Origin of the sequence: Peribacillus sp. NJ11 (assembly GCF_030348405.1) — a bacterium.
Classification (GTDB): domain Bacteria; phylum Bacillota; class Bacilli; order Bacillales; family DSM-1321; genus Peribacillus.
In genome coordinates this window covers 4,436,663-4,456,789 of the sequence record NZ_JAUCFO010000001.1, presented here as the reverse complement: position 1 = coordinate 4,456,789, position 20,127 = coordinate 4,436,663, and the positions used below count along the sequence as shown (strand labels likewise).

Below are 20,127 nucleotides of genomic sequence, written 5' to 3'. Positions count from 1 at the left end.
AGTAAGTTGACTGAATCTTGTCTTACTAATAATGGGTTTTAATTTAGTAATGTTTTTTACTGAATTAAAACGGATACCCATTTAATCCTGTGCCGAAAAGATCGAATTCAGGATCTTTTGACTGAGTCATTGGAGGGGCGTCGGATCGCCCATTAGGAGAGTTGATAGCAGCTTCACCTCCAACTGACTCTACAGAGGTTTCGTCATTCTCTTTATTCAATGGGTTATTAATCATACTCATAATCATAATCATCTCCTTTTTTATCAGATTAACGTAATTATTTATTCCCTAAATATTTTAATTTTATGCTAAAAAATATGATGACAGGAATGCGTTGAAATGACCTGTTAAGACCTTGTAAGCAATCGTGCGGTAATCCGTTCAAAACAAGGAGTTACTCCCACTTTCGAAGGTAAAATAGTTATTTCGAAAGCAATAACTTTACTAAACACCATTAAAGAACTAAACAAAGAAGTTTATGATTATAAAAATATCAATAAACTCATTTAATTACTGGGCCTACTTTTTCTTTTATACTTCAAGAAATCATGGTAAAGTTTAATTCAAAAAATAGTGAAATAACATTTGAATTTGAGTTAGTTGAGCAAAACCCTACAGATATTATTCAGAATTACAACAAGGGAAATTACGATTTTGCTATGATCCATGCATCTATAATGAGTTAAAAAAAGAAAAAAATATTCGGTTTGAACATATTCATGACGGTCATATATGTATTGCAGTGGGTAAAAATTTACCTTTTTATTCTTTGTTAAAGACTAATATACGTTAGCGATGATAAAAGAACTGATGTAATAATAATGGCAATAAGTGGACGTATTGCTTTGGTACGTAATTCTTTCAAGCTAATATTTAATCCTAATCCGGTCATTGACATTGTTAACATAAATGACGTGAAGTCTGCAATATAAGACATCACTTTTTGTGATACCAATACCTTATTACCAATGATATAGCTTCCCACAAAACTCATAACGATAAAGCCAATTAAAAACCATGGAAACTCGAATCTTGCCTCCCCTTCTATTTTTCCTTTCTTTTTCATCCAAAGCATGAGGATAATGCAAACCGGAATTAATAGGAATACTCGTGTAAGTTTGGCAAGTAATGCGTGAGCAAGAGCATCCTGGCCTGCCGGGGCAGCAGCTAATGCAACATGGCCTATCTCGTGTAGGCTGATGCCAACCCAATTTCCGTAGTTCATAGGACCAATTGATAAAAAAGGATATATTAACGTATAGATTATTGAAAACACTGTGCCGACTAATGCGATGATGCCTACTCCCATAGCCGTATCTTCATCTTTTGCTTTTATAATTGGCGATACGGCCGCGATGGCAGCCGCACCACAAATGCCTGTGCCGACACTTAATAATAAAGAAAGATTAAAATCTGCCTTCAGCCATTTTGCAATGATCATAAGAACAACAATTGAAAAAATGATCGTTATTGTCCCTCTTAGCAATAGAGGTAAACCCTGATGAAATATCACAATCATGTTAAGCTTTAATCCATAAAGTATGATGGCAAATCTTAATAGTTTTTTTGATGAAAATTGAATACCAGTACGTAATTTTATTGGATATCCAAAAACCTGTCTATAAACTACAGCTAGTAAAATGGCACACGCAAGAGGTCCAATATGATTTAGACCTGGCAACGCTGCCAAAATAAAACCTAACACGGCTATGATCAATGTAAAACCAATTCCAGAAATCAAAGAAACATTTAGCTTTTTTGCCGCTTTTTTTTGCTTATTTGGACTGGGAGTTATTAACGCTTTTTGTTCCAATATTTTTCAACCCCTTATTTGGATTATTTATAATTTATCGTAACTAATGTTTTACAATAAGGAAAATAAATGATTATTATAGTAATAATAAGTAAATACGATAGTGAGAAGGGGAACATATGGATCAACTATTATCTGTATTTATATCTGTAGCTGATAAAAGAAACTTTTCCAGAGCAGCGGAAGAGCTTCATATGACTCAGCCTGCAGTCAGCCAGCAAATTCAACAATTGGAAAAACATGTAAGTGCAAAATTACTTCTGCGAACAAACAAATCTGTCCAGCTAACTAAAGCAGGAGAAATAGTCTATTTACATGCTAAAGAAATAACAGGTTTATATAAACGAATGTCAATATTAGTGAATGAATTAAATAACGAGCCAACAGGACCATTAAAAATTGGTGCCAGCTATACCTTTGGAGAGTATGTATTACCACATATACTTGCAAGAATGAAAAAACTATTTCCTAATATCTTCCCTTCGGTACAGATTGGCAACACAAGGGATATTGCCAAAGCAATCACAAGTCATGAGATCGATGTAGGAATTGTAGAGGGGGAAATTTCTCTTCGAAATATATATATAAAATCCGTTTCCACCGACCAAATGTATATCGTGGCAGGGGGTAAATATCCAATTTATTTCAATAAGGAAGTTACACGGAGACAGGTAGAACAAGAGAATTGGATTGTCCGTGAAGAAGGTTCTGGTACAAGAGAGGCAACAGAAACATTATTTCAATCTTTACAAATACGTCCTTCCAAGTTAATGGAGTTCGGAAGCACACAACTTATAAAAGAAGCAGTTGAAGCCGGGCTTGGCATTAGTTACTTATCTGAACTTACTGTAAAAAAAGAAAGAATGCTTGGTACCATTCAAGTATTAAATGTAAAAGGGACACCGATAAAAAGAAATTTTTCAGTTATAACAGAATCTGTGGAATTGCATACGAAATCTATGAACTTGTTTATTGAGTTAATAGAAAAATATCTAAAGAACCAATTATTGCAATAGCTCTATTTTATAAATTAACAAAAATATAAAAAAAGACAAAGCTCTTTGAACTATACCCCGGATAACGGACACACATAAGAAAGTGTCCCTTATCCGGGGTTTTGTTTTAATAGGTGTAATGAGAATTGACGGGGGGTGGGGTCTATGAGTAAGAATATAGGATCAGTTGGTTGATGAAAAAACAGCGTAACATTATTCTATACATTGGTACTTCAATTGATGGCTATATTGCAAATGATGATGGTACATTGGAGTGGTTAGAATCAACAGAAGTAGAAGGAGATTCTGGCTACAATTCACTCCTGGAAAGAATTTACACTGTTGTTATGGGAAAAGGAACTTATGATGTCATTCGTGGATTTGACATGAATTATCCTTATAGTGATTATAAAAATTATGTATTTTCTAAATCTGTTAAATGTATTTTGTTTTAGTAAACTAAAATATCAAATTAGACTAAGGTTTATAGCAAAAGCTTGTCTCCATTCATAGGATAAAGAAAGGCTGTAATCAATGTTATTGGATTCAGCGTTCCTAAACGGGTTTTAAGTGTGGATTCCCCTCAATTGTTATTACAAAAGGAGGTGTTTCTGCCCGTCTTAGGGTTAATATGAAGGGAGAGGATAGAATTGCCAAATGTTCAATTAGTACCCTTCCAAGTAGAAGGAATAACAGAAAATACCTTGGAAGTTCCACGAGGTATTAGAATGATTCGTGCACGCTCTATTTGGAGAGAAGGGTTTAAGGGTGAGAACATAGTAGTAGCCGTAATCGATACAGGATGCCAGTCAGATCACCCTGATTTGATTGGTCAAATTATTGGTGGATATAATTTCACGGACGATTATTATGGTGATCCTGTCAAATTTGCCGATAATAACGGACACGGGACTCATGTTTGCGGAACCATTGCAGCAGCAGAAAATGGTTTTGGAGTTGTAGGTGCAGCACCTAAAGCGAAGTTGCTGGTACTTAAGGTTTTAAATGGATCAGGAGAAGGAACAACAGAAAACATTACGTCAGCTATTAATTACGCTGTCAATTGGACAGGTCCTAATGGCGAAAAAGTACGGGTTATCTCGATGTCATTAGGGGGGCCGGATGATGATCCGGCCTTACATTCGTCGATTATAAACGCCGTTCAATCTAATATAATGGTCGTGTGTGCCGCGGGAAATGAAGGCGATGGTAAGGCCGAAACAAACGAGTACAGTTATCCAGCTGCATATCCGGAAGTTGTGGCAGTAGGCTCAGTTAACCGGCGTGAACGCATTTCCAGATTTAGTAATTCTAATGGTGAAGTGGATTTAGTAGCCCCTGGGGAGAAAGTGATATCAACCTTTCCTGGTAACCAATTTGCCGTCTTATCAGGTACATCCATGGCTGCCCCACATGTGTCAGGGGCTGTTGCGCTTTTGATAAATAAATTTGAAACAATACTTGGGCGTAAATTAACAGAGTTAGAAGAATTTAATGAACTCTTAAATAATACAGTTTCGCTGGGCAAACCAAAGACTCAAGAAGGGCATGGAATGCTGAAACTAAATCACCAGAAATTAGAAAATATAAAAAAAGTTTTAAGGGAGTTTAGGTAAGATAGAGAACAGAAAAGTATATGATCCTAATTTCATTGCATATTGTGTTAGGAACTCGGACTCTCCAGGGATCTACAATTTGTGAGGAACCTGCGAATTCCACTCCTAACTGTGTGCCCGCAATATTTTGATGCAACAACATACATTTGGTTCTCAATTGCGCGCGCACGAAGTAATATATTCCAATGTGTTTCCCTTACGAGTGGCCATTCTGCTACGATATGTAACACTTGAATACCTTGTAATCCTAAGTCACGAATAATTTCAGGGAATCGTAAATCGTAACAAATAATAATCCCCATTTCCACACCTTCAGGTTCGAATACTTTAACTTGATTATGACCGCCCGTTAACCGTTAAACTTTATCGGGATTTTGCCAGCGTAGGGTATTAAGATCCATAAACACTCATTTCTCCAGAGATGAGTGTTTTTATTTGCATCCCTAGTAGACACATGTAGTTCATCCTTTTTTGTTTAGCTTCGCATGGGGTATTTTGTGTGTAGTTTTGTTAAACAGACTAAGGAATAGATATACTTATAAAGCAAAGAATAAAGAAATATTGACACAATAGCTTTTCTCTTTTCATAGGATAGGAGGGTATGGTATATTAATTCCAAGGAGGGATGGGAAATGGATGAAATGTTGAATGGTAAAGATTCTGTGAATGAAGAAGAATGCTGTACGACCTCTTCCCACGGCCGAAAGAGTCATCACTCAGAAGCAGTAAAAAAGAATTTAACGACCCGGTTAAATCGAATTGAAGGTCAAATTCGCGGTATTAAGGGTCTTATTGAAAAAGATACGTACTGTGATGATGTGATTACCCAAATAGCAGCTACACAAAGCGCGATGAATAGTGTGGCCAAGATTTTATTAGAAGGCCATCTAAGGAATTGTGTGGTCGAACGCCTGAATGATGGGGATACAGAGGTTATTGATGAAGTGCTTGTAACGATACAAAAATTAATGAAAAAATAAAGGAGTAGTGGTTAAAATGGAAAATGTTACATTGAATGTAAGTGGAATGTCTTGTGGTCATTGTGTGAATGCAGTTGAAGGGAATGTAGGTAAATTGGCAGGTGTTGAAAGCGTAAAAGTGCATTTGGATGCAGGCAAAGTGGATGTAGCGTTTGATAATGAAAAACTATCACTTGAAAAAATAAAAGAAACGATCGATGATCAAGGCTACGATGTCGAGTAAGATTTGTGGGTGCTGTTAAAGCACTTCTTTTTTACAAAGAATTATACCCCATAGTGGTATAGGGAGGCGGGGATGATGTGAGCAGCAAAATAAAAGAAACAAGTATGCAGATTTCAGGCATGACTTGCGCTGCCTGTGCAACCAGGATTGAAAAAGGGTTAAACAGGATGGAAGGCGTTGAGGAAGCCACCGTTAATTTGGCCCTTGAGAAATCGGTCATTAAATATGATTCGGAAAAATTAAGCACCCATGACTTTGAAAAGAAAATACAAGACCTTGGCTATGATGTAGTGAAAGAGAAAAAGGAATTTACGATTACTGGCATGACCTGTGCTGCCTGTGCAACCCGAATTGAGAAAGGGTTAAATAAGTTGGATGGAGTGAGTATGGCTAATGTGAATCTTGCGCTCGAAAATGCGACCGTCGAGTATGATCCTTCTGAAGCCTCACCACTTGATATCATTCAACGAGTGGAGAAGTTGGGGTATGGGGCGATCATCAAGGAAGATAATAGGGATTCAGTGGATTTCCGTCAGAAAGAAATTCAAAAACAAAAGAATAACTTCATTTTTTCGGTGATTTTATCTTTTCCATTGTTATGGGCGATGGTAAGTCATTTCAGTTTTACTTCGTTCATCTATATGCCTGATTTCCTCATGAATCCCTGGGTGCAAATGGCATTTGCCACCCCTGTGCAATTCATCATTGGGAAGCAGTTTTATGTTGGTGCTTATAAAGCCTTGAAAAACAAAAGTGCCAATATGGATGTATTGGTTGCAATGGGAACATCCGCTGCTTATTTTTACAGTGTCTATCAGGCGATCATCTCAAGCGGTTCCCATCACAATACAGCACAACTTTACTTCGAAACTAGTTCGATTCTTATCACCCTCATTCTTTTAGGGAAGCTTTTTGAAGCAAAAGCAAAAGGGCGTTCTTCCGAGGCCATCAAAAAATTGATGGGGCTTCAGGCCAAAACCGCATTGGTGTTAAGGAATGGGGAAGAACGTGAAATACCGCTTGAAGAAGTCATAGTAGGGGATACTGTTTTGGTGAAGCCGGGTGAAAAGATCCCTGTCGATGGAGAAGTGATCGAAGGGAACTCTGCAGTCGATGAATCCATGTTAACGGGTGAGAGCATTCCGGTAGATAAAACAAACGGGGATCCTGTGATCGGATCAACACTGAATAAAAATGGTTTTCTCAAAATGAAAGCGACAAAGATCGGAAGGGATACAGCTCTTTCCCAAATCATCAAAGTCGTCGAAGATGCGCAAGGGTCCAAAGCTCCGATTCAACGGCTTGCTGACCAAATTTCCGGCGTCTTCGTTCCCATTGTTGTCGGAATCGCCCTGTTAACTTTTCTGGTTTGGATGATCTGGGTTAACCCAGGAGAATTCACACCAGCTTTTGAAGCGATGATTGCGGTGCTAGTCATAGCCTGTCCTTGTGCTTTAGGTCTGGCCACTCCTACATCCATCATGGCAGGATCAGGGCGAGCCGCCGAATTCGGTATTTTATTTAAAGGCGGGGAACACTTGGAAACCACTCACCATATTGATACGGTCATTTTGGATAAAACGGGAACGGTAACGAATGGTACACCAGTGTTAACCGATGTCCTCATCGAGAATGGTATGGAGGAAGAACAGTTTTTATCTCTTATCGGTGCCGCTGAAAAACAATCTGAACACCCTCTTGCCCAATCAATCGTTCAAGGAATTCAGGAAAGGCGGATAGCACTTGCTGCGGTTGAGGAATTTGAAGCGATTCCTGGATACGGGGTGAGAGCTGTAGTGGATCAAAAAGTGTTATTCGTCGGAACGCGTAAATTGATGAAGCAAAACAACGTGGATATTACTAAGGCGCTAACAGCTATGGTAGAACTTGAAGAGCAAGGGAAGACCGCAATGCTCGCCAGCATTGAAGGGGAATATGCAGGACTCATTGCGGTTGCGGATACAATAAAAGATACCTCGCTAACGGCGATTAAAAGGTTAAAAGCGATGGATATCCAGGTAATCATGATAACAGGGGATAATCAAAGGACAGCAAATGCCATCGGCCATCAAGTTGGCATTGACCAAGTGATTGCAGAAGTCCTTCCTGAAGGGAAAGCGGAAGAAGTGAAAAAACTGCAGGCCGCTGGTAAAAGAGTGGCAATGGTCGGTGATGGGATAAATGATGCACCCGCGCTTGCACTAGCCGATATAGGAATGGCGATAGGAACCGGGACGGACGTAGCCATGGAAGCTGCTGATATTACTCTGATCCGGGGGGATTTGAACAGTATTGCAGATGCAATCCTAATGAGCAGGAAAACGATGAGGAATATCAAACAAAACCTATTCTGGGCTTTTGCCTATAATGTAATCGGGATACCAATTGCAGCAATCGGACTGCTTGCCCCATGGTTAACGGGTGCTGCCATGGCCTTCAGTTCTGTATCAGTCGTATTAAATGCACTTCGCCTCCAACGTGTAAAGCTCTGAAGAGCATGTAACCATATATTGAAGGCATTGTTACTTATATCAATGCTTTTTTTCTATCTGCCATACGCCTCGAGCAATCGGATTGTCATTCCTTATAGTAAAAAAGCAGATGATCCTGGAAAGGGGATCATCTGCTTTCATCTGGAATGAGCTTTAGATATTTACAGCTACCCCTAATTGATGTTCCTTTGTTTTCGAGGTGCCATACCGATCTTATTTTAAACAGTAAAATACATAATCTGTAGGTGTGCCACGCTCGCCTTGTTGATGGAGCATCGCCGACACATTACCGCGATGATAGGTCCCGTGATTCACTACATGATGGATGAGGTCGGCAAGTACAAACTCACAAGCCCCCATTTTGGGATGTTCGGTTACAATGGTCCGTTCAAGATCAGGCTGCGTAGCAAGAAAAACGTCATAATCCTTTGCAAGTTCATCATAGTAGGATTCAAGTTCATTTATTGAAACTCCATCCAATTCTTCCCGTCGGCTTTCAACTTTCTTAAAAGTATCTTGAATGGTGCTTCCTTTCATTATCTCCAACCATGTGACATCTGTTGCGTAAAGGTGAACCAGGACTTCCTTAATGGAGGGAAAGACACTTTTTATCGTGTCGCCATAGACTCCGTCCGGTAATTGTTTTAGGTTTTGGAACACTTGCTGATTAGCCCAAACATGGTAATCATACATTTTCTTGGCACGGTCCTTTTCCATTTTCTCACTCCTTCCATTGTTACTAAATCCCTTTCGACATAATTTAAAGAATACCTTTATCAAAGCTAATTCCTTATATGATAATTTGTCCATGCAAATGCCTCGTTTTATGCATACCATGATAATAGATGCTATCCTACTACTGTTATTAAGTTTGATTACCATCAAAGTTGCGTTAAGGGAGTCTATCCTCTTTTAATAATATTTGCAGTAGAGCCAGAGTAAATGATTAAGGGTTTCTCAAGTAGGGAATCCACAGACATGAAGTAATAATAAAGGTGATAAAAAATAAAAAAGGAAATTGGATAGATATGCAACCAATTGTCAATCGGGGATGGAAAGCTTAAACAGAGATTAGAAGTACGGTTAATTCTGCGAACAACCTGAAAAGCTGGCAAGGTCAAAGAACATGACATTACAGAATTTGTGTTACAGATTAAAAAACACAACCTTTTAAACTCATGTGATTCTTGCTACTGTTAGCGAATTAATTTGTTAGAAAAATAGAACCGTCATTAATTCCAATCATGGATGGCAAGCGGTTTTATTCTTCAACTGACGGGGCTGATTTTTGGTATCTAAGAGTGTGAAAATTCGCTTTATTTAAAAATATTGTTAATAATAATAATAACTCTTATCGAGAGGTGGAAAAAAATGAAAGCAGATGCCGTTTTTGAAGGTGGGGGGGCCAGGGGAATTGCTTTTATTGGAGCGATTCAAGCAATGGAAGAGGAAAAAGTCGAATGGGAAAGACTTGCTGGGACATCAGCAGGAGCAGTAATAGCTGCTCTTTTGGCTAGTGGCTATAAAAGCCATGAAATTAGAGAACGGTTTACTGAAATCAATTACTCAAAGATTCGAGGCAGGACAATTCTGAATCGAATTCCCATTTTGGGCTTCTTTTTGGAACTAATGGTTCATCTTGGGATTTACAAAAACGATTATTTGGAAACATGGGTGGATTCTCTTCTTTCAGAAAAAGGGATTAAGACATTCGCAGATCTTCCAGATGGAAAGTTGAAGATAATTGCGTCTGATGTTTCGAATGGTCAGATGCTTATTTTGCCAGATGATTTGGAACGCTATGGGATGTCTCCTGCTGATTTAAAAGTTTCAACTGCCGTAATGATGAGTGCCTCTCTACCATTTTTCTTCCGTCCGGTTATTTGGAAATCAAAAGACCGGAAAAAATCCTACATTTTAGATGGTGGTTTACTTAGTAACTTCCCAATATGGATATTTGATACAGACAATCCTCGTTTTCCAACATTCGGATTCCATTTTGTGAAAGATGAAGTTAACATAGATCCGGTTATACCAACGCCAATCCACCTTTTCAAAAATATATTTAAAACGATGCTTCAAGCCCATGATTTACGACATATGAACGAAGAAACGATTGAACGCACGATTCAAATTCCTACTGGCGGCATCAACGCAACGGACTTTGAACTGAATGAGGATGAAATCGACTTTCTCTATAAATCAGGCTATACTTCTGCAAAAGAATTTTTGTCTGAGTGGGATTTTGAACAATATAAGCACAAACGGATGCAAAGAGTAAAAAATAAGTAGGAGAAACATTACCCTATCTTTTCAAAAGGGTGAAAGAGTGGGACAAGGAGCTGTTACAACGGCTCTTTTTCTTATTGAACTAACGATCAATAGTTTAATATGAGGCATAGTTGTCTTGAGCTTAAAAGCAATAAATGGAAATACGAAATCATAAAAAATTAACAAGAGATATTATTTTAGAATTTTTTAAATGGATAAACGGAAATAAAAGATTAAAAAAAGAAAACAACGTTGGAAGAAATATATACCATAAATGAATTCCCTTACCAGATTCAGGAGATGGATCAATCGAATAAATCGTTTCCGCTATAAATTATGAAATTTAATGAACAGATCCTCAAGGAGAAGAGGTGGGAGTAACTCAATGTCACTGTGAGGATTGGACGATGAGCCAGCCCTTCATAAAAAATATAGTTGTAGTAAATGTACGAAGGGATGGAATCTCCAAAACAAATGAAAACAGTATTCCGGGTGCTTATCAGGAAGTAGTGGAAGCTCCGTTAACCATCCTAGCTTCCATTAAGATATTGTAATACCAATAGAAAAGTGGATTCAGCAGCGCCAAGCGAACAATTAATGTCCCATTTATCTGGTAAACTACATACTGCTTTATCAGGTACGTCTATGGACGTCCCGCATGTATCAGGAGCCCTTGCTTTTCTTATAGAAAAATAATAAAAAAACTTAACCGCCGGTTAACGTTGCCCGAGATTTTTGAGAGACAATGGTCTCTAAGCCCTTCCGGTAGCAAAACTAGAGATGGAAATGAATCGTGGGCTAAAGTTTGTTATGATTTTACTATTCAAAAAACCGTCAATCAATTTTCGCCATTTGGCATAAAACGTTAACTAGGAATATAATCCTGAAAATAAGAATAAAGATTGACAATCACAAATCCTCATAATACGATACTTTACAGAATAAACAGAATTATCTTTTTTTATTTTTTGTCATAAAACAAAAACTGAGTTTTATATTATAAAACAAAAACCTCCTTGTATATACATATTATCCAAGCGTTAACTCTGGCTTTTTCTTATTTTGGAAACGCTGCCAATTATGGCGTTTTATATAACAAGGGGGGATAAGGTATGGAAGCAAGAGTGGAAACAAAGCAAGAAAAGCCATTAAATATTGGCCGGAAATTTCGCTGGACAGTTGTCATCTGGTTATTGATTGGGGGAATAATCAACTATCTTGATCGGGCCAACCTCTCCATTGCAGCTCCCGAAATGATGAAGGAACTCGGACTAAGCGTGACCGAAATCGGGTTGTTGGGAACCTTTTTTTCTTGGAGTTATGCATTAATGCAGCTTCCTTCCGGATGGCTGATCGATCGGTTCGGGACCAAAAAGGTGTATACAATCGCGCTTATTTGGTGGAGTGGTGCGACCATTTTAACGGGAGCCGTTCATAAAATGAGTTCATTTATTGCTGCACGGATTTTACTTGGAGTGGGAGAAGCACCGTGTTTTCCTACGATGGCTAAGATCACATCGTATTGGTTCCCTAAAAAGGAACGAGGCTTGGCAACTGGAATTTGGGATTCTTCGTCCAAATGGGGACCAGCCATTGCACCGCCACTTCTCGTTTTCATTATGGTGACTTTTGGGTGGAGAGCGTTGTTTTATATAACGGGTGTGATCGGCATCATCTTCGCAATCGGTTTTGTTATTTTTTATAAAAATCCTGAAAAAAGCCAAAAACTTTCCAAGGAGGAATTTGAATACATTAAGTCGGAAGGTGGTGGAGTAGAGCAAGGCATTCAATCATCAAACATAAAATGGGGTTCGTTATTTAAATATCGAAGCGTGTGGGGGATGATTCTGGGCTTCTTCTGTACCATTTGGATCTGGAATATTTTCCTTGTCTTCCTTCCCCTTTATTTGTTTGATGTCCATCATGTCTCACTTAAAGAAATGGGTATATATGCTGGTATTCCTTGGCTTGGCGGAATCTTTGGCAATATTTTCGGAGGATATCTTACTAAAAAATTGGTTGACAAGGAAATTACTACACCTATTAAAGCAAAGCGTGCCTTAATTAGTATATGTGCCATCTCGGCCGCAATTGTTGTATGTGCAGTTCCATTTGTCAAAGGGCTCGCAATTACCTTAACATTACTGACCCTTGCTCTTTGTTTTATTTCTGCCATTACAGGCAGCGCGTGGGCACTTGCCGGTGACATTGCCCCTCCTTCTATGGTTGCTTCTGTAGGTGCAATTCAGAATTTTGGCGGTTATTTTGGAGGAGCCTTTTCCCCTGTTGTGGCAGGCATGATAGTGGATGCTACTGGCTCTTACTCCCTTGCATTTATATCTGGCGGTTTAATCGCCGGATGCGCCGCAATCTGTTATTGGTTTATTGTAAAACATCCTATTCAAGAATAGTGTAACCGAGGAGGACATAAATTGATGCCAAAAGTGTATATTGCAAGACCAGTACCGGCCGAGGTAGAGGCATATATTTCGAAGTATTGCCAGTATGAAAAATGGGAACGGCGCTGAACCCATTACCAGAAGCCAGCTGTTTAAGCAAATTTCCGATGCGGAGGGACTGCTCATCACCGGAGAAAAAATAGATGATGAACTTCTGGACCATGCACCATGTCTAAAGGCTGTCAGCAATATCTCGGTAGGCTACAACAACTTTGATCTAGAGGCAATGAAAAAGAGAAGCATAATCGGTACAAATACACCTGATGTTCTCGATGAAACCGTGGCCGATTTAGCTTTAGCCTTAATGCTCTCAGCAGCCCGTCGTATAACGGAACTGGACAAGCTTGTAAAGGATGGCAAGTGGGGAAATAAAGGCGATGAACCCCTCTTTGGCGTTGATGTTCATGGAAAAACATTGGGCATCATCGGTATGGGGAGGATTGGGGAATCTATTGCAAGACGAGGAAAATTCGGTTTTAACATGGAAGTTTTATATCATAATCGGCGAAGGAAATTCGAAGTGGAGGAAACGCTCAGTACAACCTATTCCTCTTTAGAGCACCTTTTACGGGAAGCCGATTTCGTTCTTTTAATGGTCCCTTATACTCCGGAAACGAGGCATCTTATGGGTCGGGAGCAATTCGCACTGATGAAAAAATCTGCGATCTTTATCAATACATCCCGCGGTCAGACGGTGGACGAAAAGGCCCTCATAGAAGCACTGCGAACTAAGGAAATCCTTGCAGCTGGTTTGGATGTATTTGAACAGGAACCCGTATCGCCTGACAATCCGCTTTTAGCCATGCCGAACGTGGTTACCCTGCCGCATATAGGTTCAGCTACTCATCAAACACGATTTTTGGCCATGCTTGCGGCGAAGAACCTGGTTGCAGCGGTTACTGGAAGGGAGATAAGCAATGTTGTCCCTGAATTGAAAGGACTTCAGTCACTAAAATAGTAAAAATTCATTAACTCAGCAGAAATATTAGGTTGTCCATGACAATTTAAATGAATCGTTGATATTTGAAAACTCACACCATTCATAAACTTAGATGAGATAGATTGTTTGTTATTAAATGCAGGACATAAAAGAAAAATTCGATAAAAAGGCATCCATTCATTTTGGATGCTTTTTAATGGGGAGAAAGAATGTGATCAAAATGACCCTAAACAATTTGTTCACGGCACAATTCCAATAAACAAAATAAAACGTAGAAAACTAAACTAAGAAGCATTAGGTAAGAAGGGATGATCATTTAAATAAATTTTACAGAAAAAATAAGTCCAAGAGTCCAAGAAAAGAATACGAGGTGATTAAGTAAAGGAAATATGCTGCATGAACTGCACAGTGATTATTAAAAGTAATTTCAAAATAACTCCGGGGGTAATAGTTCCTGCAGTTGTAATGATCCCATGAAGTATTAGTAGAAAAATCAAATCAGGTTTCATTCCGGATTTTAGACATATTCTAAACCAATTGATTCTTTTTCATGCCCAAGTAAATTCAACAGTTTATCTAGTTCCTGGCTTTTATGTAATGTTTTTGAGGAAGTAAATCCATATATCAATCCCGTAGTTATTAATTCTTTCCTCAATATCTCAATTTTTTCATGTAATTCTTCCATACTCTCCAATGTAGAATCCCTCAAGTACTTTCTTTTTTTTTTATGAATCTATTATTACCTAAATTAGGTTGCTTTCAAATGAAAAGTGAGTGTTCACTTATAAAAAATAGCTTATTCGGGAGGGAGGCAATACAAATCTGAAAATGAAAAATCTACACACTATCATTCATATATGTCGTTACAAATAACTGTATGTATAAGATTATTGCCTCCGTACAAAACGAACCGTTAAAAAACATCAGGATCTTAATTTGATATGGCATAAATTTGCGATAAGGAATATAATTTGTATTAGGTAAACTTTTGATTTTATTTTCATATAATTAATATCCATTTTTAGAGAGTTGTAATCGTAAAACCGTATAATATAGGAGAGTTTTTAATATTTGTTAAATGCTTAAGAATAGATATTTATTCTCTTTTTTACTAACTGTTTTTCGTTTATTGCTAGGATGGAAATGATTAGTTGCTGAGTTTATCAAAAATTAATTAGAGATGAAACTATTAAAGTGTTAAGAAGCATCAAAAGGTTTTGACTTAATAATTTTAAGATGGACAAGCTCTATATTTTACTGAAGATGAGGGAAAATTTCATATTTTATTGGAATGGGTATATTCGTTTAATAGCGAATATTTAAAAGGGAAGCCGGTGCAAAATCCGGCACGGTCCCGCCGCTGTAAGGGTGAGTCCTATGCAAGAAAGTCACTGGATAATATCCGGGAAGACGCATGGAGATGATGAACCTAAGTCAGAAGACCTGCCTGTTCTAGAAATGCTGTTAACCTACGGGAGATAGGGAGGTGTTAGAGTGCTAGAAGACGAATTTGTTCTTAATATATAAGCATTTCTGACCTTTAAATCTGGTTGGAAATGCTTTTTTGTATTTCGTGATTTTTCAAATAGTTAAAATTCCATAATTGAAGGTGAGAAAGCATGTTTATAAAACGGTCTAATTTATTCCATTCTTTTGTTGGACTACTAGTAATATTCACAATCTTAGTTACAGGTTGCAGCAACACAACAATAGATCAAGAAAATACATCAGATAATGAAAAGCAAAAAGTTGTTACTTTTTCATGGCCTGGGGATATAGGTGACTTAAATCCACACACATATTTTCCAAATGAGTTTTTTTCCCAGGCTATGGTATATGAATCCCTTGTTTATTACGGTAAAGGTGGAGAAATTCAGCCTTGGCTTGCGGAGAGCTGGGATATATCGAAAGATGGAAAAGAATATGTATTCCATCTAAGAAAAGATGTTAAATTTTCCGATGGTTCGCTATTTAATGCTTCAATCGTCAAGAAAAACTTTGATACCATTTTAGATAATCGCAAACAACATGAATGGGTGGGATTAATTAACCAAATCAAAGGTACAAAAATAATAGATGAATATACTATTAAACTTATTTTGAACAACGCGTATTATCCAACTCTTCAAGAACTAACTTACATCAGACCTTTGAGATTTGTAGGAGAAGCTGCTTTTCCTGACAGCCAAAACACATTTAAGGACGGACTCAAGTCTCAGATTGGCACAGGACCGTGGGTATTGAGCGAGTATAAGAAAAATGAGTTTGCTGTTTTCAAAAGGAACGAACATTATTGGGGCACTAAGCCTAAAGTAGATAAGGTGGTTGTTAAAGTCATTACTGATGGAGAGTCAAGAGTGTTAGCTTTTGAGAAAAAGGAACTCGACTTTATATTTGGAAACGGGGTCATCAGCCAAGATTCATTCCAATTTTTGAAGAATTCAGGGCAATATGAAACCAAATTGTCAGAACCTACAGCTACAAGAACGCTGCTTCTTAACTCAAACAGAGAAGCGACTAAAGATCTTAAAGTTCGGTTAGCTCTCCAACATGCTTTTAATAAACAAGCTGTTATCGATAAGATCTTTTATGGTATGGAAAAAAAGGCTGATACTTTGTTTCCACCTATTTTGCCTTACACGAAAATTAATATAGAGCCATATGAATATGATGCAGAAAAAGCAATAATGTTATTGGATGAAGCTGGATGGAAACAAGTGAAGGGGAAACCATTTAGAGAAAAAGACGGAAAAGAATTGCAATTGGAATTACTGTTTAATAGTACAGATAACATCCAAAAGTCAATCGCAGAATTTACACAAGGTGATTTTAGAAAACTGGGAATAGATGTTAAGTTGACCAGTCAGGAAACTAATACTTTTTGGACAACGGCATTTCAAGGTAAGTTTGATTTATTATTTACAGCAACATGGTCAGTACCGTTTGATCCACATTCCTATTTAGCTTCTATGACGACTAATTCGGAAAATGGTAGTCCAGATTATAACGCTCAATTAGGGTTGCCAGTAAAAAAAGAAATAGACCAGAAAATTAAGAAGGTATTATTAACTACTGACGAGGAAGATAGAAAAATACTGTATTCAGATATATTAACGACATTGCACGAACAAGCCATTTATTTACCGATATCTTATCAGTCTAATATAGCGGTGTATCAAAAAAACATTAGTGGAGTAGATTTTTTACCTCAAGAAGCTGAGGTCCCTTTAACTTCAATTGATGTTAATTGAAATAGGGGATACTTAAAAACAACTTAAGGAGTGCTACATGAGTTGGTTTATTTTTAAACGTCTCACAAGTTTAATTCCAATATTATTCGGAGTTTCGCTCATTACTTTTATCTTGCTTCACTTAATTCCTGGAGATCCGGCAGTAGCTTACTTAAGGGCGTCACATATTCCTCCTACGAATGAGACAGTGGCAGCCCTTCGAGTTGAGCTTGGTTTAAACAAGCCTTTATATGTCCAGTATTTTGGATGGCTGGGAAAAGTGTTGCAATTGGATTTAGGGATGTCTTACGTGTCCAATAACTCCGTATGGGAAGAAATTGTGATACATTTCTTCCCAACAGTTCAATTAACATTTGCTTCGCTTATCTTAATTGTTGTTATTAGTTTACCTATAGGCATGATTTCTGCTATTTACAAGGGGAAATTTGTTGATCAGTTTAGCAGAATAGCAGCCTTTGTAAGTGTCTCTATGCCAACCTTTTGGTTTGGGTTTCTTTTGATCTATTTTTTATCTGTAAAGTTAGATTTATTTCCTGTATTGGGAAGGGGGACCTTGGCGCATCTAGTGCTTCCTTCCTTGACATTGGCCTTTGCCTATATAGGGACGTATATGCGATTGCTTCGAGCTAGTATGCTAGGAAATTTGAATGAGCCATTCGTTGTGTATGCTAGAGTGAGAGGGTTACGCCAAAGACTAATCGTTATCAGACATGTCTTAAAAATGTCCTTATTACCTGTGATAACTGGACTTGGAATGAGCTTCGGGAACATGCTAAGCGGAGCGGTCATTGTTGAAACAATTTTTTCTTGGCCCGGCATGGGACAGTTATTTGTCACATCTATTTTAAATCAAGATTATCCAATGATTCAGGGGTGTGTATTGTTTATGGGTGTGATCTTTGTGCTCTGCAATCTTCTTGTGGATCTTACTTATTCTTTCCTGGATCCCCGTATACGCTGGGAAGGAGAGAAATAAGAATGGTGCAAAACATGAAAAGAATGCTGATGACACATATGCTCATGATGATCAGTATCATGATTATTTCCTTCCTGACAGTATTGGCTCTTTTTGCTCCTTTTTTGGCTCCTAATGATCCGAACTTGATTGATATCGTTCAGAAGCTGCAAGGGCCCTCCTCTCAGTTTCCATTGGGGACTGATCATTTAGGGAGATGTATATTGTCCCGATTAATCTATGGAACACGAACCTCGTTGGGAACAGCTTTCCTTGTCATGGGATTAATGATGATTATTAGTATCCCACTTGGTATTTATGCAGGCTTTATAGGGGGTAAAGTTGATTATCTCTTCATGAGAATGTGTGACATTCTCATGGCATTTCCAAGCTTTCTGCTGTCCTTAGCTTTAATCGGAATTTTAGGACCGAGTCTTGGCAATCTGATCTTGGCGATGGTGCTTGTCCAATGGGTTTTTTATGCACGCGTCATTCGAGGAATGGTTCTTAGTGTAAAGGAGCAAAACTTTGTCTTAGCAGCCAAAATATGTGGGACACCAATGAGAGTCATTGTCATCAAACATATTTTACCTGCCATCATTTCTCAAGTTGTTGTATTAATCTTTATGGACATCGGAGGAGTTATTTTAGCAATTTCTGGACTCTCTTTTCTTGGTCTAGGCATACAACCGCCAGAGGCAGAGTGGGGAATGATGATCAATGATAGTAAGCCATTTTTTAGAGAAACCCCTTCATTGATGCTTTACCCTGGGTTGATGATCTTCATCGTTGTGTTTGCTTTTAACTTGTTTGGCGAAGCTTTGAGGGATGCTCTAGACCTAAAAAAGGAATAGAAGGGAGGATGGATGGAAGATGGGACAACACCCCATTCTAACTGTAGAAAATTTGAAGGTTATTGTATCGACACCGTATGGAGTGACTCAGGCTGTCAATGATGTCAGTTTTTTAACTCGAGGCTGGGAAAGTGTTGGGCATTGTCGGAGAAAGTGGATCAGGGAAAACGATGACATGCATGTCTTTGCTAAATCTTTTACCAGACAAGGCAAAGGTGGTGCAAGGGAGCATCAAGTTTAATAATATAGACCTTTTAAATGTTTCCATTGAAGACATAAAGAAAGTACGGGGCAGTGAAATCGCAATGATTATGCAAAACCCAATCTGGGCAAAATTATTCTGGGGAAGAGTCTTTATTGTTTAAAAGAAAAAGAATTAAAGGAGGTACGGCGAAATCTGCAAGTTGTTTTTTAAGATTGTTATAGCGCTGTTAACCCTAGACTAACTATAGGGGAAATCATTGCTGAGCCGATAAGGAATTACGAAAGGCTCTCGTCTGTTCAAGTGAAAAAGAAAGTAAGAAAGCTTTTGGAGATTGTTGGGTTATGCCAGGAAGATATTCATAAATACCCATATCAGTTCAGTGGAGGGCAGTTACAAAGAATCAATATCGCAAGAGCGATTGCCTTAAAGCCAAAGTTAATTATACTTGATGAGGCTGTAAGTGCTCTAGATGTTCTAGTTCAAGTACAGATATTAAAGTTTTTGGCACAATTAAAAGAAGAGTTTCAACTTTCATATCTCTTTATTTCTCATGATTTACAGGCTGTCAATTACATCGCAGACCATCTAGCGGTAATGTACAAGGGTGAGGTTGTAGAATGGTTGGAAGATATGGAACAACTTGAACGATTAAAACATCCTGTTTCTAAAAAGTTATTGTCTTCTGTGTTGCCTACATATCCGGGAATATTGTGATACGTTATAGGTTGTGATGTGGAAATTAGGTTGGTAATGAAATATCTGAAAAATCAGGGGTTTAACACCGGTTTAAAGCCATTCCATCTATTTTACTGGGATATCTATATGGGATTCCCTTCTCCGTGGCTATTATCAATAAACTAAGAACCGTTTTATTCTTTAATGGGGTCTATAGTGAGAAACGCGATAGCGTATAATATCTGTGTTTTGTCGGCAGAACCTATCACCATCAAGTAGGGATTTAATGAAGATTATAAACCTGTACCTTATTCTAATAAATCAAAGCCACCTAGAAGGTGGCTTTGATTTATTAGATTTTTATTCAAGAATAAGAAACTATTATTAACAATCTTTA

19 protein-coding genes, 2 pseudogenes and 1 riboswitch are annotated in these 20,127 nt (G+C 38.0%); of the genes and pseudogenes, 16 read left to right on the top strand and 5 right to left on the bottom strand.

What is annotated here, in order from left to right:
• Window positions 1-64: 64 nt before the first annotated feature.
• Together QUF86_RS21820 and QUF86_RS21815 are read right to left on the bottom strand one after the other, a co-directional pair.
• Window positions 65-241, bottom strand: coding sequence for a hypothetical protein (locus tag QUF86_RS21820; protein WP_289335640.1), 177 nt, complete (start codon window positions 239-241; stop codon window positions 65-67).
• A gap of 532 nt (window positions 242-773) precedes the next feature.
• Window positions 774-1,817, bottom strand: coding sequence for a YeiH family protein (locus QUF86_RS21815; protein ID WP_430102539.1), 1,044 nt, complete (start codon window positions 1,815-1,817; stop codon window positions 774-776).
• Between the two features lie 116 nt (window positions 1,818-1,933).
• Here QUF86_RS21815 and QUF86_RS21810 point away from each other — a divergent pair, with 116 nt between their 5' ends.
• From QUF86_RS21810 to QUF86_RS21800, 3 genes are all read left to right on the top strand, one after another.
• Window positions 1,934-2,830 carry a LysR family transcriptional regulator gene (locus QUF86_RS21810; protein ID WP_289335639.1) on the top strand — a complete coding sequence of 299 codons (897 nt, stop codon included), beginning with the start codon at window positions 1,934-1,936 and terminating at the stop codon, window positions 2,828-2,830.
• A gap of 173 nt (window positions 2,831-3,003) precedes the next feature.
• On the top strand, window positions 3,004-3,264 hold the full coding sequence (locus QUF86_RS21805) for a dihydrofolate reductase family protein (RefSeq protein ID WP_289335638.1): 261 nt from the start codon (window positions 3,004-3,006) through the stop codon (window positions 3,262-3,264).
• Window positions 3,265-3,537: 273 nt separating this feature from the next.
• Window positions 3,538-4,425, top strand: coding sequence for a S8 family peptidase (locus QUF86_RS21800; RefSeq protein ID WP_483313933.1), 888 nt, complete (start codon window positions 3,538-3,540; stop codon window positions 4,423-4,425).
• 47 nt (window positions 4,426-4,472) lie between these two features.
• On the opposite strand, the gene QUF86_RS21795 is transcribed toward QUF86_RS21800, so the two are convergent.
• A complete protein-coding gene (locus tag QUF86_RS21795; protein ID WP_289335636.1) occupies window positions 4,473-4,727 on the bottom strand; it encodes a nitrilase-related carbon-nitrogen hydrolase in 255 nt (84 codons plus the stop codon).
• 339 nt (window positions 4,728-5,066) lie between these two features.
• On the opposite strand from QUF86_RS21795, the gene QUF86_RS21790 reads away from it, so the two are divergent.
• The 3 genes from QUF86_RS21790 (at window position 5,067) to QUF86_RS21780 (ending at window position 8,120) form a co-directional block, all read left to right on the top strand.
• Window positions 5,067-5,405: a metal-sensitive transcriptional regulator gene (locus QUF86_RS21790; protein WP_289336278.1), complete on the top strand. Its 339-nt coding sequence runs from the start codon at window positions 5,067-5,069 to the stop codon at window positions 5,403-5,405.
• Window positions 5,406-5,421: 16 nt separating this feature from the next.
• Window positions 5,422-5,628 carry a copper chaperone CopZ gene (gene copZ / locus QUF86_RS21785; protein ID WP_289335635.1) on the top strand — a complete coding sequence of 69 codons (207 nt, stop codon included), beginning with the start codon at window positions 5,422-5,424 and terminating at the stop codon, window positions 5,626-5,628.
• A 77-nt stretch (window positions 5,629-5,705) separates the two neighbouring features.
• Window positions 5,706-8,120 (top strand): heavy metal translocating P-type ATPase, encoded by a 2,415-nt coding sequence (locus QUF86_RS21780; RefSeq protein ID WP_289335634.1) that lies wholly within the window; start codon window positions 5,706-5,708, stop codon window positions 8,118-8,120.
• Window positions 8,121-8,333: 213 nt separating this feature from the next.
• Here the strand turns inward: QUF86_RS21780 and QUF86_RS21775 are convergent, their stop codons facing one another.
• Entirely contained in the window at window positions 8,334-8,837 is a 504-nt protein-coding gene (locus tag QUF86_RS21775) for a DinB family protein (protein ID WP_289335633.1), read from the bottom strand.
• Between the two features lie 654 nt (window positions 8,838-9,491).
• Here QUF86_RS21775 and QUF86_RS21770 point away from each other — a divergent pair.
• From QUF86_RS21770 to QUF86_RS21755, 4 genes and pseudogenes are all read left to right on the top strand, one after another.
• The gene (locus tag QUF86_RS21770; protein WP_289335632.1) at window positions 9,492-10,412 is read left to right on the top strand and encodes a patatin-like phospholipase family protein; all 921 of its coding nucleotides are present in this window, start codon (window positions 9,492-9,494) and stop codon (window positions 10,410-10,412) included.
• 350 nt (window positions 10,413-10,762) lie between these two features.
• Entirely contained in the window at window positions 10,763-10,945 is a 183-nt protein-coding gene (locus tag QUF86_RS21765) for a hypothetical protein (RefSeq protein ID WP_289335631.1), read from the top strand.
• Between the two features lie 558 nt (window positions 10,946-11,503).
• Window positions 11,504-12,802 carry an MFS transporter gene (locus QUF86_RS21760; protein ID WP_289335630.1) on the top strand — a complete coding sequence of 433 codons (1,299 nt, stop codon included), beginning with the start codon at window positions 11,504-11,506 and terminating at the stop codon, window positions 12,800-12,802.
• 24 nt (window positions 12,803-12,826) lie between these two features.
• Window positions 12,827-13,808: pseudogene (locus tag QUF86_RS21755) on the top strand (2-hydroxyacid dehydrogenase).
• Between the two features lie 499 nt (window positions 13,809-14,307).
• Here the strand turns inward: QUF86_RS21755 and QUF86_RS21750 are convergent.
• Window positions 14,308-14,475, bottom strand: a complete 168-nt coding sequence (locus QUF86_RS21750; protein ID WP_289335628.1) for an aspartyl-phosphate phosphatase Spo0E family protein — start codon at window positions 14,473-14,475, stop codon at window positions 14,308-14,310.
• A 591-nt stretch (window positions 14,476-15,066) separates the two neighbouring features.
• Window positions 15,067-15,255, top strand: a riboswitch (cobalamin riboswitch).
• A gap of 154 nt (window positions 15,256-15,409) precedes the next feature.
• Here QUF86_RS21750 and nikA point away from each other — a divergent pair.
• From nikA to QUF86_RS21720, 6 genes and pseudogenes are all read left to right on the top strand, one after another.
• On the top strand, window positions 15,410-17,041 hold the full coding sequence (nikA, locus tag QUF86_RS21745) for a nickel ABC transporter substrate-binding protein (protein ID WP_289335627.1): 1,632 nt from the start codon (window positions 15,410-15,412) through the stop codon (window positions 17,039-17,041).
• A 37-nt stretch (window positions 17,042-17,078) separates the two neighbouring features.
• Window positions 17,079-18,017, top strand: coding sequence for a nickel ABC transporter permease (gene nikB / locus QUF86_RS21740; RefSeq protein WP_289335626.1), 939 nt, complete (start codon window positions 17,079-17,081; stop codon window positions 18,015-18,017).
• Window positions 18,018-18,019: 2 nt separating this feature from the next.
• Complete coding sequence (gene nikC / locus QUF86_RS21735; protein ID WP_289324740.1) at window positions 18,020-18,850, top strand: nickel transporter permease; 831 nt, start codon at window positions 18,020-18,022, stop codon at window positions 18,848-18,850.
• A 19-nt stretch (window positions 18,851-18,869) separates the two neighbouring features.
• Window positions 18,870-19,091, top strand: a complete 222-nt coding sequence (locus QUF86_RS21730) for a hypothetical protein (protein ID WP_289336308.1) — start codon at window positions 18,870-18,872, stop codon at window positions 19,089-19,091.
• The gene (locus QUF86_RS21725; RefSeq protein ID WP_289336277.1) at window positions 19,021-19,215 is read left to right on the top strand and encodes a hypothetical protein; all 195 of its coding nucleotides are present in this window, start codon (window positions 19,021-19,023) and stop codon (window positions 19,213-19,215) included. Before QUF86_RS21730 ends, QUF86_RS21725 begins: the two co-directional genes overlap by 71 nt.
• Before the next feature lie 77 nt (window positions 19,216-19,292).
• A pseudogene (locus QUF86_RS21720) lies at window positions 19,293-19,769 on the top strand (ATP-binding cassette domain-containing protein); the annotation flags it as partial.
• Window positions 19,770-20,127 lie beyond the last annotated feature (358 nt).